Raw genomic sequence first — 15,437 nt, 5'->3', positions numbered from 1 at the left:
ACTCCATTTTTATTTTAGTGATCTTTGGAGGAAATTATGTCTTTATTGTTCGTGAGTTGATCACGAAGTGCCGCTAATTTTGCAAAAGGTGAATCAGGATTAGGGAGCTTTTCTCTTTGAAGTGATTTATTGTTTCCATGTTTAGTGTGATGTTTGTTAAACTTATAAGAATCTTTCCTTTGTGATATGGCGCTTCGGGGGCTCTTTTCACTTGTACCTTCCCCCTTTTTGAAAATTTTTTTCGGTTTATTTTGCCATTTATGCCCAGATTTATCACGCTTTTTTTGTGTATTATGGTGAAATTGGTAGTTATAGCGCCATAGTAAAACAATTTTTTCTTCTTCTGCAATGCGTTTTTGCTTGGCAAAATCGCCAACAGGCTCTGCTGCTGGTAAATTATCTATGGTATGGGATTGTGTTTCAAGATAAGGAGAAATAGCGCTTGTTTCTTCTTGTGTGGTGGTTGGCATTGTTTGCCATTGATCACCAACGCATTCTGCTGCAGGAATATCTTGTGCTGTACGGCTATGGGTAGAGGCGTGTGCCAAGAGATGTTTTTTAAGAGCAGCGCTGCTTATGGCATGCGATTGATAGCCAAGTGCTTTGAGAATTTCTTCCATATCCGCTCCGTTGGCTCCAAGAATCGACATCATGGCTGGCGTGACAAAAAAACTTTTTCCATCATAGGTGCCTTCAGGCTTTGGTTCGCTGCCTTGTTTCCAATGAAGTGTGGGGCGGATGAGATTTGCAAGACGTTCCAAAATATCAATGCGTACAGCTCGCTGCCCTAAAATTCTGTAACCCGCTAACTGATAAAATTGCCGATTATAACTAGGATCAACAGCCAACGAGGTTCGGCCAGCAGATAATGCTGAAAAAATTTCTTCTGAACCAGTTTGATCATGCCCCTCATTTTGAAGATTCCATAGCAGTGTAATAGCTTGGACTGGTGCTGGTTTTAGCATTCCTGCGATATAGATATGAAAAGCCCCAAAACGTACACCTAGCCGCCGCAGGACAGAACGTGATTCTTGGTCCAGACCTTTGACGATTTCAGCGACCTCTCGACGTGGTAAAATTCCTAAAGAATGAATCAATTTTGAGACAAGAGTGCTCATTGACTCTGTTAAACTATCAGCATTGCGTAAATCAAAGAGTGGTTGTAGAGTGGTTTCGAAATGAAAGATCACAAAACGTTCTAAGCGTTTTACTACGCTATCGCGGGCTTCTCCGGTTAATTGCGCATCTGCTAAGACAATGAGTTTGGGTTTTAAAAAATCTTGCCCCGCAGCAAGTTGCCCTACGGGTTGGCCAATCCAGCGCACAATTCCATCAGAACTAAGGGTAAAATCTTTATTAGCACAAGCAGAAAAACGCATTGCACGTTTGGAAAAAGCAAGAATCAAATTTTCATTCTCTATAGAGTTTTGTGCATCTTTTTCTTGATCATTTTTGGTCTTGTTGGCATAAAAACGAAAACCTTCAAATTTTCCATTGCCATGTTTTTCGATAAGAATATCATCCTGAAAAATATTATTCTGTTGAACAATCTTGCTATCCATGGGTATTTTCTTTCTCAGTTCTAGACTGGTAAAAAGCTTATTCTTGCAATTGCGTCATTATGCCCTCCCTTTAACACGTTTGTTGCGTTCGCTTCAATCATTCTTGTCGTTTTTTGATGCTTCTTTTTGCTTTCTTAACTTTAAATATTTTCTTTATTTTTTCATTTACCTTGTAATGTTTTATAGAGGGTAATTACACGTATTGGTTGTAATGTAAAGATAAAAGCATATAATGAACTTTTTATTTAAAGGAAAAGTAAGTTGATAGTTAAAAAACAGCATTTATTTTCTCTGATCTTTTTCCTTTTTTGTTTTGTCACAAAAATATGAAAAGGAAGTTTTTTCGTGCATCTTTTGCCGATAATAGGGGTATTCTCTGCTGTTTTGTAAGTAAAATTATCATCTTATAACAATAAGTTTTGCGATGATAATAAAAAAAACATTGCGATTATAAAATTACACGCTAAAGTAGTGCCGTGCAAACAAACAACTTTAGCGTTCTTTTTTTGAGAAAGAACAGTGATGTCGTTACCAAATCAATTTTGATAATTTTAATCGCAAGGGGTTATTATGGGTAATCTTTCAAATGCTGTTTACAAAGGCAGCAAAAATTATGGCGACGCGGATAAAAGCTTAGGACGTGATATGATACGTTCTGCTATGCAAGCACCTTATCTTGAACGACAAAAAGAGCATGATTTGGCTTTGCGGTGGAAAGATAAACGCGATGATGAGGCTATGCACCAAATTGCAGCGGCACATATGCGTTTGGTCATTGCGATTGCGAACCGTTTTAAACGTTTCAAAATGCCATTGGGGGATCTGGTACAAGAAGGTTATGTGGGGCTTTTGGAAGCTGCTGCGCGTTTTGAACCTGATCGCGAGGTACGTTTTTCAACCTATGCAACATGGTGGATACGCGCTTCTATTCAAGATTATATTTTACGAAATTGGTCTATAGTTCGAGGGGGAACCAGTTCTTCGCAAAAAGCTCTTTTCTTTAATCTTCGCCGCTTGCGAGCAAAATTGGTGCAAGATGATAGTGCTCTTTCAAAACAAGATATTTTTCGCACAATCGCTGAGAAGCTTGGTGTGTCTGTGCGTGATGTGGAAACGATGGATTTTCGTTTTTCCAGTTCTGATAATTCTTTAAGTGTGTCTGTTTCTGAAAACAGTGATAATCCTGTTGCTAAAATGGATGTCCTGGTAGATGAAAATCCTCTTCCTGATGCTTTAATTGAGCAAACAATTGATGGACAACGGCGTACACAATGGCTTTATGATGCTTTGCAAATTCTCAATGAACGAGAGCTTGAAATTATTCGTTTTCGTCGCTTGAATGAAGAGGGAGCGACACTCGAAGTTTTGGGTGAAAAATTGGGAATCTCGAAGGAACGTGTGCGCCAAATTGAAGCACGCGCTTTACAAAAACTTCGTTCTGCTCTCCTTACCGTTCATTCGGCAGATGCTTATGAGATATAAGCGTTAAAGGGGGCAGGGGATATGAGGTGTATGGGGGTGTTATTGGCGCTTGATTAAGATTGGGGTGAAAAATGCTTCAGAGAGTAGAGGGTAGGAAAGAATCAAAAGGGTAAAAATGATGAAAAACTCGCTTTTGTACCGTTTATTCTGTGATGATTTTGACGTTTGTTCCTGCGCGTAGGGTTTGCGTGGGGGAGAGAGCGTTGAGAATGCGAAAGAGTTTTTCTTTATGTGCGGTGTTTTGCATTTGCTTGGCAAGGCTTGCAACGCTTTCTCCCCGTTTAACCTGCACCACACGGATTTTCAAGGGTTTCAGCTTTTTTAACTGTGAGAATGAAAGGGTGTGAAAACTTTGGACTGTTTGTGCAGCAATTGCTGCAAAATTTTTAGAATCATGTGGTGCTGCAATCAAAAAACGGAAAATATGGTTGTTGAGTAAAATGGCAATAACATCAAATTGCCATTGTTCATTGGCTGCTCGAGCACGTGCTCCAGATAGCCCTTGCAGGGTGATGGGTTGGATAGATGATTCGTCTAATCCTGCAATCCAACCACTTTTCAAATAATTATTGGCAGACCTTTCAAAAGATCGTGGTAGAGAATCAAAACGAATGGCAATTTTTTCTGGTCCACTTGCCCAAACTGTGTACGCTGAATTTTCTATTGTGAAATTGTGGGGAACGGAAAAACTTACACGCAATTGCGGGTGGATAAAGCGATTTTCTCGTACGAAACCTGTTTGGGGACTCCCACCAAAGATCATGCCATCGATGCTTTTTAGAAAAGAATCACGATCTGTTTTTTCTCTGTGTCCTACACTGATTTTACGTGCTTTTTTTCTCGCAAGGTGAATCCGTTGTGGAGTGGTTGGATGATTTGCTAGAAAGTCTAAGGAGGTATTTGTTGTGCCCGAGAGATGACGAAAAATGCTATAGGCTTCCATTGATTGGAGAAAATGTGGAGAGGCAAACGGATCATATCCTGCTTGCTTGAGCATCTCTAGGGCAATGGAATCGGCTTGAAGTTCCTGATTGCGTGAAAATTGTGCTAATTGTTGCTGCTCTTTTATGGGATTGTAAAGTTTGTTTCCCTCATGGGTGAGAAGGCGTGATGGCATGTGTTTTGTATTTTTTAATTCAGCTTGCTTTTGCAGGCGCAAAATGCCGTGATTGGCAGTAATATGTGCTATTTCATGAGCCAAAATTGCCGCAACTTCTGAACAATCATTGGCTAATGCAAGCATGCCACGGGTGATGTAAATAGAACCATTGGGGAGGGCAAATGCATTGACATTCTCTGAGTTTAAGATTGTGACAGAGTAATGTTGCCGAGGATCTTTTTGTGAAAGGGTAGCAGCCAGTTTTTGTACAATCTTTGCCAGGAGGCGTTCAAGTTTTGCATTATGATAGGCACCTCCATATTTTTGCAAAATATGCGGGTGTTGTAGAGCGCTTAATGTGACATAGATATTGTCTTTGCTGGCACGTCTGATTGTTCCAGAAGAATCAGAAGAAAGCATATCATTTTGGGGAAGATGCGTATGACAAGCAGAAAGGAGAAGAGTGAGGCTTATGAGAGATGCTCTATAAATTTTGCTGCAGAAACAAAAGTTTCGTTGAAAAATTGGGAGTCGACGATTTTTATATACTTTGTTTTTGAGCTGTATTTTGGCAAATTTCATTTGTATTTTTGTACGTGTTTTTTACAAGTAAGAAGAAATTTTTTGACAAGGATTCTTTTGAGTTTCCTCGAGTGGGGTGCTTTCAACTATAGCATGGTTCTTGTTTACAAGAAATGGCTCTTTTTTATGAAAAAATACTTGTTTATAAAAAAATGTTTGGGAAACATTACGGAAAGCAGGGCATAGCATGACAACATTTACAATATTGTTAAATGGAGATGTTTGTATCACTGATCGTTTGCTCACTCAAATTCATAATAGTCGGGTGATTGCTGCCGATGGTGGAATGCGTCATGCAGCTGCACTTCATGTGATGCCGGAGTTGTGGCTGGGAGATTTTGATTCATCGAATCAAACATTGATAAGCCAATATCGTCATGTTGCGCGTGAGGTTTTTCCTTCTGATAAAGATATGACCGATAGTGCTTTGGCATGTGAAAGAGCTCTGCAAAAGGGCGCCAAAAAACTTATTTTGTGTGGTGCTTTTGGAGGAGAAAGAAGTGATCATAGTCTTTCTCATATGACACTGGCATTGGCGATGGCCGACAAAGGCATTACAGTGTTGTTGACAAGTGGTTTTGAGGAAGGATGGCCGGTTTTGCCAAAAATTGTATCCTATGATTTACCCGATGGGTGTTTGTTTAGTGTTATCGGTTTTTCTGATTTACAAGGATTAACACTTTCAGGAGTTAAATGGCCGATTTGTGATAAAAATGTGCCTTTTGGTTCTTCTTTGACACTTTCTAACCGTATTTGTGGAACCTTTTCTTGCTATTTAGGTTCTGGAAAAGCTATATTGTTGGTGTCTGTACCTATTCTATAAAACTCTTCCGGTATATTTGAATAAGGTAGGAGGGGACATAGTAATGAAGTGCTGGCATGAATGATATATCTATGTATTGATAAAGAGAGGTTTTATATGTTAAAATCATTTTTGAAAGTGGCAGTTGTTTCAGCCATTGGTTTAAGCACCGTGGCTTGTACCACAAATGATCAGCGCGTTGCACGTTATGGCGTGGGAGGAGCAGCAATAGGTGCTTTGGCAGGAACAGCGCTTACAGGAGGTACTCCTGGAGCAGCACTCACCGGTGCAGCATTGGGTGCTTTGACAGGAACAGTAACAGGAGCTGCTGTAAATCAGCAAAGACAAGAAAGACAAATCATTATTCACCAGTCAACACCAATGTGCACTTATCGTGGGCATAAAGGGCGCTATTATAAAGCTCCTTGTTCGCAAAAAGTTCACACGCCGCAATTGTGTACTTACCGTGATGGAAGAGGTGCGATGTATCAAGCGCCTTGTCCGCGCCACGTTCGTTAATGGCGGTGCCGCTCTTGCGGCTTGACCGCGTTTTCCTAACCTTTGGAACAACGCCTTTGCTCAACCAAGCTTGCTTGTCGGTTGAGCAGGGAGCGCGTATCGCTTTGGTAGGCCGTAATGGTTGTGGAAAATCAACGCTGTTAAAAATTGCTGCAGGAATGCGTGAGCCGAGTGGGGGCGAAATTTTTCGCCACCCCCATGCCACGCTGCGTTATGTTGCGCAGAATCCTGATTGTGCAGGTTTTGAAGATATTAACGCTTATATGGAAGCAGGGCTGGATAATAACCCTGATGTGGCGTGGATACACAAACTTCGTACCAACTTGGGCTTTGTGGGAACTGAAAAATTAACCACGCTTTCTGGGGGAGAAAGGCGCCGCCTTTCTCTGTTGCGCGCCATTGCTGCAAAACCCGATATTCTTCTGCTCGATGAACCAACAAATCATCTTGATTTGCCAACCATTGAATGGTTGGAAGGTGTGTTATGCTCGTTACGTTCAGCGATTGTGGTGATTTCGCATGATCGGCGATTTTTGGAAAATGTTACCCATTCAACGCTATGGCTTGATCGAGGTGTTACAAAAAGACTGGAGAAGCGTTTTTCGGAGTTTGAAAATTGGCGTGATAAGGTGTTGCAAGAAGAAGCTCTCGAGCAACATAAATTAGGGCGACAGATTGCCCGCGAAGAACAATGGTTGCGCTATGGGGTAAGTGCACGGCGTAAACGTAATGTGCGCCGTTTGGGGGCGTTAAAAGAATTGAGACAGCAGCATCAAACCTATACAGGGCAACCGGGAAATGCACTTTTGACAGCTGCTAAAAGCCATAATTCCGGTCAATTGGTGCTTGAAGCAAAACGAATTTCAAAATCTTATGGTGATCACGTTGTTGTAAAAGATTTCTCTTTGCGGATTCAACGTGGTGATCGAATTGGTTTGGTGGGGCCTAATGGTATTGGAAAAACAACACTGCTTTCCACTTTAATTGGGCAAGAAGCGGTGGATAGTGGAACGGTAAGGCATGGATATAACCTTTCCATGGCTTTGCTTGATCAACAACGTATTTTAAATGAAGAAGAAACTTTAGCGCATTATCTCACAGGGGGGCGGGGTGATACTCTCGTTATCAATGGGCAAGAGCGCCATGTGGTTTCTTATATGAAAGATTTTTTATTTTTACCAGAACAAGCACGAACACCACTCAAAGAGTTCTCAGGTGGAGAAAGAGCGCGACTCATGCTTGCCCGATTGCTTTCGCGTCCGGCAAATTTTTTGATTCTTGATGAACCGACCAATGATTTGGATATGGAAACATTGGATTTGTTACAGGAATTTATTGCCGATTTTGCTGGAACAGTGTTGTTGGTGAGCCATGACAGAGACTTTTTAGATCGCACTGTGACCCATATGTTGGCGCCCCAAGGCGATGGCCATTGGGTTTTATATGCTGGCGGTTATAGTGATATGATTGCACAAAACAAACAAGCTGCATTGTTGAGGCACAAAGGGAAGGCATTATCACAGCGTCAAGTGCCTACAAATTCTCGTGTATCGGAAAATGAAAATCCCAACGCGTCAACAAATCATGGCTCTATGGAGCGGCAGGAGAAAAACAAGCCGCGCAAACTTTCTTATAAGCAGGTTTATGCGTTGGAAAAATTGCCTGAACAAATCGCTGCTTTGCAGGATGAAATCAAAAAAATTGAACAAGAACTCTCTGATCCTGCACTCTATTGCAACGATAGAGAGCATTTTGAGCGTTTATCAATAATGCTAGAAGAGAAGAAAAAGAATTGTATGAGCAAAGAAGAAGAATGGTTAGAACTTGAATTGTTGCGTGAAGATATAGAGTGTATGCAATCATAAAAACGCTTTAGCGTTAATTTCTTGCAAGAATGTTGTTATAGATTTTGAGTCATATTTTACCCTCGTTCTCTCTTTGTATTTTTTATAAGATATATGTGTGGCACTGGAGAGAAAAAAGAGCTCTGCGCACAAAACAATGATTCAAATTTGCATTGTTGTATAAAGAGAGTGAATGCATCGGGGATATAGAAGATTGTGTAGAAAATGTCTTCACAAAGAGGTGGTAATATTACCGCAACAGGTAAAAATCCTTATGATATTTTATGCTGTTTTTTTTGGGTTATAAGGATCATGAATTCGAGAAGTGAGAATGTGATCTCTCCATTTTCCGGCAATCATCAGATAATCTCTGGCGTATCCTTCTTTTTCAAAATTAAGACGTTTCAATAAATTTCCGCTTTTGATATTCTCTGGCATATAATTGGCCATTACTCTATGCAAGTGGTAAACATCAAAGATATGGTGTATGAGAGCAGATAAAATCTCGAACATGAGGCCTTTACCTTGTTGTTGTTCATCAAGAGAAAAACCAAGATGACAGGCTTGAAAAACACCACGAACCACATTTGTAAAATTTACCACGGCGATGATTCTGCTCTCATTTTTCAATCGTACGGCATATCGATATGCTCGTTCTTGAATATTCTCACAAGCGAATGCATTTGCTCGTATTTTCCAAGCTGTTAGAGCGTTGTAATCATCAGATTTTATTGGTTCAAAGGGACGTAAATAGTTCGCATTGCGCAGGTAATAGGAAGAGAGTTCCGCTGCATCTTCTAAACAAATCAAGGTAGAAATTGTGCGTTTTGTTGTAATTCCCATAGTTTTCTTCCCCATAGAAATATATTTTCCTCATCTCTTTCATGTTTTTTTACATGCTTTTTTTGTTTAGGAAAATTTATTTCAAAAGGTGGAGAAATTAACAAGGAACTTTGAATAAAGGCAGCAGCTTTTGCCTACAGGTATAGAATGAGGGGGAAAGTTATACATAATGGGAGAGCATTTTGATTAAACGTAAAGATCATTATAGCATTCATGAGACTATTTAAAAATTGTTCAGAAGGACTCATGAGATCATTTAGGCGCTATTTACGAGTGCTGGCATGAAATGAGTTAAGATTTGTTGAGGGTCTTTCTTTCAAGATAAGTATTTTAAAATCAAGTGCCTAAATTGGCAACATGAGGGCATTCTATGCGCTTTATTTTGCATGGAGGCATATTCGCCCTTAATGCAACATGTTGCCTCTATTTTTGTCACAAATGATATGCATTGCTCATCTTTAGCAAAAATTTATCTGCTAACTCATACCAAGTGCTTCTTTATAAAGCTGGATGATGGCTTCTTCTTCCATGCGTTTATGTTCTTCTTTTTTGCGTAACCGTATAATGCTCCGAACAGCTTTACCATCAAAACCAGAGCTCTTAAGTTCGGCATAGACTTCTTTAATATCCTCAGAAATGGTTTTTTTCTCTTCTTCTAATCGTTCAATACGTTCGATAAAAGCACGCAATTGGTTTACCGATATAGCATGTGTTTCATCAGTTACTGTGTTCATTGCATTTTTCTCCGGACTTTATATACAAGTTGTTTTTTTCAGTGATAAATTTTTGTTGGAAAAGCTTGAAAAACACCCGGTCAATCAAGCTGTACTGTTTTTTTACAAATTGACTTTAAATATTTTGTAAAATTTTGAAATATATGCATTGATAAAAAGACACTAGAAGTAAAAAAGGATAAAAAATACCTCTATAAATTGAAAGGTTTTTAAAAAAGAAAAGGGCTGTGTGCTTTGTTTTAATCACTTGCATGATAAAGGAGGTCTTGTGGTTGTTAAAAAACAAAAATGGGAAGGAAAGAAGAAACTGAAGGTTTTTTTCGTGAGCATTTTGCTGTCGTGCTCATTTGCTGTTTTGGCGAAAGCTGATTTTAGAGTTTGTAATAGCACCCAACAGTCCGTTGGTGTTGCCCTTGGCTATCGCACGCTTTCAGGCTGGGTGAGTGAAGGATGGTGGGTGGTCCCAGAGACAGGGTGTAAGACTTTAATTGAAGGACCGCTTTTTTCACGGTTTTATTATTTTTATGCAGAAGCTGCACAGAAAAAAAGTAATTGGTCGGGTTCTGTAACCATGTGTGTACAAGATAGCCAATTTATTATTCAAGGGGTTCATGATTGTTTTCCTCGAGGTTATCAAAAGGCTGAGTTTAAGGAAATTGATACCGGTAATCAAAGCAGCTGGATGGTGCAGTTAACCGAGGAGTCTTTGTTGGATGATTCGGTTGTCAATACTCCTACTCTTTCAGGAAGGATGCAACCTTGAAGCGTGCCCGTAAAGTAAAAATTATTGCTACTCTTGGTCCTTCTTCTTTTTCCCTTGAGATGATTGAAAAGCTGTTTAGAGCAGGGGCAGATGTTTTTCGTTTGAATATGAGCCATACCGACTGTGAAACAATGAGGGATGTGATCGCGCATATACGGGAGGTTGAAAAAATCGTTCAACGCCCCATCGGTATCTTGGTGGATTTACAAGGACCAAAATTGCGTATTGGGCATTTTGCTAAAGGGCAAGAGGATTTGCATATTGGTCAAAGCTTTACCTTGGATGATCGTGATGTGCCAGGTGATGCTCAGCGGGTTTATTTTCCCCATAAGGATGTGTTAGCGGCTGTGAAACCAGGAGATCGGCTGTTGATCGATGATGGAAAGTTGGAACTACGTGCACAGCTGTGTGATGGCCATTTGGTTGAGTGCCGTGTGGTTGCTGGAACCCATATTTCTGATCGAAAAGGTGTGAGTTTTCCCGATACCATTTTGCCTTTTGGTTCGATGACACAAAAGGATAAGATTGATCTTCAGGCTGTTTTGCAACAACCTGTGGATTGGGTGGCACTTTCTTTTATTCAATGTCCAGAAGATATTGTCGCGGTGCGCCAATTGACGAAAAATAAAGTGTTGTTGATGGCTAAAATCGAAAAGCCTCAAGCTTTAGAGCACATAGAAAAGATTATTGATGTCTCTGATGCTATTATGATTGCACGGGGAGATCTTGGTGTGGAAATGCCCTTGGAAAAGATTCCTGCACTTCAGATAGAATTGATCAAGGCCTGTCGTTTAGCCGGGAAACCAGTGGTGGTAGCAACACAAATGCTCGAATCTATGATTACTTCTTCTGTTCCAACACGCGCAGAAGTTTCTGATGTTGCTACAGCGGTGTATGCGGGCAGTGATGCTGTGATGTTGTCTGCTGAATCCGCTTCTGGTCTTTATCCTGAAGAGGCTGTATTGATGATGGATCGCATTGCTCGGTATATCGAACAAGATCGCACCTATGCGGCTCAGGTTGGAGCTGCGCATCCTGCACCTCAGTCAACGGGAACGGATGCCATTTCTTTGGCGGCACGACAGATTGCTGAAACACTTGCATTAGCAGCTATCGTTGCTTACACTGCTTCAGGAACCACGGGTGTGCGTGCCTCACGCGAGCGCCCAAACAGACCCATTATTGCCTTATCACCTATTGTGCAGACAGCACGGCGCTTGGCTTTGGTTTGGGGGCTGCATTGTGTGGTAACCGATGATGCACGCGATTTGGAGGATATGGTTGATCGTGCGGCAGCAATTACTTTTCGAGAAGGTTTTTGCCAAGCAGGAGATCAATTTCTTGTAACAGCAGGTGTGCCTCTTGGCACGCCTGGTGCGACAAATCTCTTGCGTATTGCTACGGTTTCTCAAGATGGAACAAAGGGGCTTTAACAGAAACGTTTCAGTATGGTGTTTTTTATGTTTTGACTATGACATTGTGTTTGTTTGTCGTTTGAGATAGGCATGGGTTTTTGATGCTCATACAATTATTTATGCGTTCAGTGCTGCTGTTGTGATGCTGTGGTGTTGTCTGCTGAATCTGCTTCTGTTCTTTGTTTTGAAGAAGGTGTGTTGATGAGAGGTCTTATTGTTCCCTACATCGGATAACATCAAATTTATGTTGTTTAGATGAGGGTAATCTTTTTCTAGAGTTAACGGGAACTGATGCTATTTTTCTCACTTGTGCGACAGAATATTGGAGCAGTTGCTAGCTGCTATCGTTGTACACTGCTTTAGGTATTCGGGGTATGTGTATTTTACGGGAGATCCCGAACAGATATTATTGCTTTATCAGCTATCGTGTAAACAACATAGCGCTTGGCTTTGGTTTAGGGCTGTACCTTGTGTGGGAAGAAAAATTGGCAGCAGGTAAAAAGGAAGGTGAGGCAGGGCCGTTCATTGAGTGTAAAATAGGGGCGAAGATGGATTTTGTCTGATCTTATTTATGAAAGGGCTTTTTGATCGGAGAGCAGGAGTTTATAGAAAATATAAATACTGCTTTTTTAAGGGGAGAATATTTTTCTTCATTTACCGCTTTTGCAATACGCATGAGGCTGTTGCTATTTTGTTGGTATGCCGTTTTTCTTTGAGATTTGTATTGCTGGTCAAGATCAGGATTGATGTGCTTTTATGAATTTTCTGGTTCTTGAATATCAAAGCTGGTTTGGTTGTCTTGAAGCAATTGATTGGTGAGTTTTTCAATGCGTTCTGTGGTGTTTCGTACAATTTTGCCCATAGTACGCTCTCTTTCATGGTGTAGCCGCAAAAGAGCCTGATAATCTTCTTGTAGCTTTTTATTTTCTTGTTGTATTTCTTCCATTTCATCGATAATCATAATGCCGGCCATGACCGATAAACGATGGTCGCCAATTTCACCGAAATTTTTCTTCAAATGTGTGATATATTGATCTAGTCGTCCTGCAAGTTCAATAAGATGCTCCTCTTGCCCTTTATTGCAAGCCATGCGATAAACTTTACCATCAATGGTGACAGAAACAGTTTCCATATATCCAAACCTTCTATCTATCAATGACAACACGAATCGTTTCCATCGCTTTAATCAAACGTTTGGAGACTTCTTTGTTGACAGCCTCCAGCCGCTCAACTCGGGCTTCTGCTTTGTCAAGTGCTTGGGCAAGGTGGCTACGATCAGCATTCATACGTTGTATTTCTTCTTCCCATTCGTTGTTTTTATCAATAACAGCATTGCGGTTTATAATAGTGATTTCTAAGGTTCTTAATGCTTTTTCCAATTGCTCTAAAGCGTGTGGGAAAACCGTAGTTTCTTGATTCATGACATTTTTTTCCTTTGGATGATTATATCTTTATAACAGTTTTTTATACAAAAACGAATCAATCCTTTTCTTTTCTTGCGTGAATTTTATTTTTAGGTATGTAGAATATTTTAGCAAGCAAGGCAGAAAATACATGTTAATTAAAAGCTGGATTTTTTGAGAGTATTGGCATAAATGATTATGTGTAAATAAGGATTGTGTGAGGGGAATGTATTAATTACTTACGTGATGAAAAATTTTGCCCTGAGGATGAAAAAGTCTTTCTCTAATAAGAGATATGCACAAAGCAATAAAATAACCCGTTTAACGAAATGGTCTATCATTTATGACAAATACTGAACAACAGAATCAGATGGCTAATGCTATTCGTTTTCTTGCCATTGATGCGATTGAAAAAGCGAATTCTGGTCATCCGGGCTTGCCAATGGGCGCTGCCGATATTGCTACCGTTCTTTATACAAAGTTCCTTGCTCATGATCCGAAAAATCCTCATTGGCCAGATCGTGATCGTTTTGTATTATCGGCTGGACATGGGTCGATGTTGCTCTACGCTTTACTCTATCTTTCCGGTTATGAAGATATCTCTCTTGAGGATCTCAAAAATTTCCGCCAATTAGGATCAAAGCTTGCTGGACATCCAGAATATGGGCACATTGTTGGTATTGAAACAACTACTGGGCCACTTGGGCAAGGTCTGGCAAATGCCGTGGGAATGGCAATTGCTGAGCGCCTACAGAATGCCCGTTTTGGCGATCTTATTAACCATTATACTTATGCGTTGGTTGGCGATGGCTGTCTTATGGAAGGGATTTCTCAAGAAGCACTTTCTTTGGCGGGTCATTTGAAACTCAATAGGCTTATTGTGTTGTGGGACGATAATAATATTTCTATCGATGGAGAGATTTCTCTTGCTGATAGTACAGATCAGATGGCGCGTTTTAAGGCGTCTGGTTGGAATACACAAAAAGTCGATGGACATAATCAAACAGCAATTATACGTGCTATTGAAGAGGCACAAAATTCTGATAAACCAACTTTAATCGCTTGTAAAACAACCATTGGCTTTGGTGCACCAAATAAAGCAGGAAGCAATAAAGTTCATGGTGCCCCTTTAGGAGCACGGGAAATTACTGAAACTCGTATTGCTTTGGGGTGGGATGCGGAGCCTTTTGTTATTCCTGCCGAGATTCTGGATAATTGGCGTTTAGCTGGTCTTAATGCTGCTAAAAAACGCCAAAAGTGGGAAGAAAAATTGGCTGCTCTTCCCGTATCAGAACGCGTGGAGTTTGAAAGATTAATGCGGGGCGATCTCTTGGGTGGATTTGATGGCGCTATCGATGTCTATAAGCAGAAACTCATCGAAGAGCGCCCTATGGTTGCTACCCGTAAAGCTTCGGAAATGGCGCTTGAGGTTATCAATGAGATCGTTGTTGAAACCATAGGTGGTTCTGCTGATTTGACTGGCTCTAATAACACGAAAAGCAGCCAGATGAAAGCTATCTCTGCTGAAGATTTTTCCGGGCGCTATCTGCATTATGGAATTCGCGAACATGCCATGGGAGCTGTGATGAATGGTCTGGCCCTTCATGGTGGTTTTATTCCTTATGGGGGAACTTTTTTGTGCTTTTCTGACTATATGCGTCCTGCCATGCGTCTCTCTTCTCTTATGGGGTTGCGGGTGATTTATGTTATGACTCATGATTCCATTGGTCTTGGTGAGGATGGACCAACGCATCAACCCGTGGAGCATTTGGCTTCTTTGCGTGCAATGCCCAATCATCTTGTTTTTCGCCCTGCTGATGCTATGGAGACAGTTGAGTGTTGGCAATTGGCTTTGAAAGCACGCGGGACACCTTCTACTTTGGCTTTGAGCCGACAAAATTTACCACTTTTGCGACAAGAATATGAAGAAGAAAATCTTTGTATGCTTGGCGCTTATGAATTACTAACAGCCAGTGATGATGTGCAGGTGACTCTGTTTGCTTCCGGTTCAGAATTGCAAATTGCGGTACAGGCACATGCGCTTTTAGAAGAGAAGGGCATCCCAACCCGTGTGGTTTCTGTGCCTTGTTTTGAACTTTTTGCACAGCAATCTCTTTCCTATCAACGTGCTCTTATTGGCGAGGCACCCATTAAAATTGCAATTGAAGCTGCCGTTCGACAAGGGTGGGAGCGTTTTATTGGCTGTGATGGTATCTTTATTGGTATGGATGGTTTTGGTGCGAGTGGGACGATAGATTCACTTTATGCACATTTTGGCATCACTTGTGAGAATGTAATTGCTACCGTTGAAAAAGAACTTGAAAAAATCAATGAGGAAAAATAACTCTTGTGCTTTACAAAGAAAGGGGCTGGTCATATTGGCTACAAT

The 15,437-nt window shown here is 40.7% G+C and carries 13 protein-coding genes; 7 read left to right on the top strand and 6 right to left on the bottom strand.

The genetic code is table 11. From position 1 onward, the window contains the following. Positions 1-14 precede the first annotated feature (14 nt). Positions 15-1,562 carry a hypothetical protein gene (locus QWU_RS01835; protein WP_006589841.1) on the bottom strand — a complete coding sequence of 516 codons (1,548 nt, stop codon included), beginning with the start codon at positions 1,560-1,562 and terminating at the stop codon, positions 15-17. Positions 1,563-2,132: 570 nt separating this feature from the next. Here QWU_RS01835 and QWU_RS01830 point away from each other — a divergent pair. Further along, on the top strand, positions 2,133-3,044 hold the full coding sequence (locus QWU_RS01830; protein ID WP_006589840.1) for an RNA polymerase factor sigma-32: 912 nt from the start codon (positions 2,133-2,135) through the stop codon (positions 3,042-3,044). Between the two features lie 142 nt (positions 3,045-3,186). Here QWU_RS01830 and QWU_RS01825 read toward each other — a convergent pair whose 3' ends face one another. Beyond that, positions 3,187-4,725, bottom strand: coding sequence for a M48 family metalloprotease (locus QWU_RS01825; protein ID WP_006589839.1), 1,539 nt, complete (start codon positions 4,723-4,725; stop codon positions 3,187-3,189). Positions 4,726-4,912: 187 nt separating this feature from the next. On the opposite strand from QWU_RS01825, the gene QWU_RS01820 reads away from it, so the two are divergent. From QWU_RS01820 to QWU_RS01810, 3 genes are all read left to right on the top strand, one after another. Then, positions 4,913-5,548, top strand: coding sequence for a thiamine diphosphokinase (locus QWU_RS01820; protein ID WP_006589838.1), 636 nt, complete (start codon positions 4,913-4,915; stop codon positions 5,546-5,548). A 96-nt stretch (positions 5,549-5,644) separates the two neighbouring features. Further along, positions 5,645-6,046, top strand: coding sequence for a hypothetical protein (locus tag QWU_RS01815; protein ID WP_017196080.1), 402 nt, complete (start codon positions 5,645-5,647; stop codon positions 6,044-6,046). Next, positions 6,046-7,911 (top strand): ABC-F family ATP-binding cassette domain-containing protein, encoded by a 1,866-nt coding sequence (locus QWU_RS01810; protein ID WP_006589836.1) that lies wholly within the window; start codon positions 6,046-6,048, stop codon positions 7,909-7,911. The genes QWU_RS01815 and QWU_RS01810 overlap by 1 nt, the downstream gene beginning before the upstream one ends. Before the next feature lie 261 nt (positions 7,912-8,172). Here QWU_RS01810 and rimJ read toward each other — a convergent pair whose 3' ends face one another. After that, positions 8,173-8,733, bottom strand: coding sequence for a ribosomal protein S5-alanine N-acetyltransferase (gene rimJ, locus QWU_RS01805; protein ID WP_006589835.1), 561 nt, complete (start codon positions 8,731-8,733; stop codon positions 8,173-8,175). 476 nt (positions 8,734-9,209) lie between these two features. Further along, positions 9,210-9,467, bottom strand: coding sequence for a DUF2312 domain-containing protein (locus QWU_RS01800; RefSeq protein WP_006589834.1), 258 nt, complete (start codon positions 9,465-9,467; stop codon positions 9,210-9,212). Positions 9,468-9,696: 229 nt separating this feature from the next. Here QWU_RS01800 and QWU_RS01795 point away from each other — a divergent pair, with 229 nt between their 5' ends. Beyond that, positions 9,697-10,230, top strand: coding sequence for a DUF1036 domain-containing protein (locus tag QWU_RS01795; RefSeq protein WP_006589833.1), 534 nt, complete (start codon positions 9,697-9,699; stop codon positions 10,228-10,230). Then, complete coding sequence (pyk, locus tag QWU_RS01790; protein WP_017196079.1) at positions 10,227-11,663, top strand: pyruvate kinase; 1,437 nt, start codon at positions 10,227-10,229, stop codon at positions 11,661-11,663. The genes QWU_RS01795 and pyk overlap by 4 nt, the downstream gene beginning before the upstream one ends. Before the next feature lie 736 nt (positions 11,664-12,399). On the opposite strand, the gene QWU_RS01780 is transcribed toward pyk, so the two are convergent. After that, the gene (locus tag QWU_RS01780) at positions 12,400-12,777 is read right to left on the bottom strand and encodes a cell division protein ZapA (protein ID WP_006589831.1); all 378 of its coding nucleotides are present in this window, start codon (positions 12,775-12,777) and stop codon (positions 12,400-12,402) included. Between the two features lie 13 nt (positions 12,778-12,790). Then, positions 12,791-13,066 (bottom strand): DUF4164 domain-containing protein, encoded by a 276-nt coding sequence (locus QWU_RS01775; RefSeq protein WP_006589830.1) that lies wholly within the window; start codon positions 13,064-13,066, stop codon positions 12,791-12,793. Between the two features lie 325 nt (positions 13,067-13,391). Between QWU_RS01775 and tkt the strand changes: the two genes are divergently transcribed. Next, positions 13,392-15,392, top strand: coding sequence for a transketolase (gene tkt, locus QWU_RS01770; protein WP_006589829.1), 2,001 nt, complete (start codon positions 13,392-13,394; stop codon positions 15,390-15,392). Positions 15,393-15,437: the final 45 nt, after the last annotated feature.

It is taken from the genome of Bartonella birtlesii IBS 325 (genome assembly GCF_000273375.1).
Classification (GTDB): domain Bacteria; phylum Pseudomonadota; class Alphaproteobacteria; order Rhizobiales; family Rhizobiaceae; genus Bartonella; species Bartonella birtlesii.
This window is presented reverse-complemented; position numbering and strand designations above follow the sequence as displayed.

Bases quoted from the DNA above. Each gene is read 5' to 3' on its own strand.
- QWU_RS01825 (WP_006589839.1), bottom strand. From the start codon at position 4,725: ATGAAATTTGCCAAAATACAGCTCAAAAACAAAGTATATAAAAATCGT.
- QWU_RS01835 (WP_006589841.1), bottom strand. From the start codon at position 1,562: ATGGATAGCAAGATTGTTCAACAGAATAATATTTTTCAGGATGATATT.
- QWU_RS01810 (WP_006589836.1), top strand. From the start codon at position 6,046: ATGGCGGTGCCGCTCTTGCGGCTTGACCGCGTTTTCCTAACCTTTGGA.
- QWU_RS01820 (WP_006589838.1), top strand. From the start codon at position 4,913: ATGACAACATTTACAATATTGTTAAATGGAGATGTTTGTATCACTGAT.
- QWU_RS01800 (WP_006589834.1), bottom strand. From the start codon at position 9,467: ATGAACACAGTAACTGATGAAACACATGCTATATCGGTAAACCAATTG.
- tkt (WP_006589829.1), top strand. From the start codon at position 13,392: ATGACAAATACTGAACAACAGAATCAGATGGCTAATGCTATTCGTTTT.
- QWU_RS01815 (WP_017196080.1), top strand. From the start codon at position 5,645: ATGTTAAAATCATTTTTGAAAGTGGCAGTTGTTTCAGCCATTGGTTTA.
- QWU_RS01780 (WP_006589831.1), bottom strand. From the start codon at position 12,777: ATGGAAACTGTTTCTGTCACCATTGATGGTAAAGTTTATCGCATGGCT.
- QWU_RS01775 (WP_006589830.1), bottom strand. From the start codon at position 13,066: ATGAATCAAGAAACTACGGTTTTCCCACACGCTTTAGAGCAATTGGAA.
- rimJ (WP_006589835.1), bottom strand. From the start codon at position 8,733: ATGGGAATTACAACAAAACGCACAATTTCTACCTTGATTTGTTTAGAA.
- QWU_RS01830 (WP_006589840.1), top strand. From the start codon at position 2,133: ATGGGTAATCTTTCAAATGCTGTTTACAAAGGCAGCAAAAATTATGGC.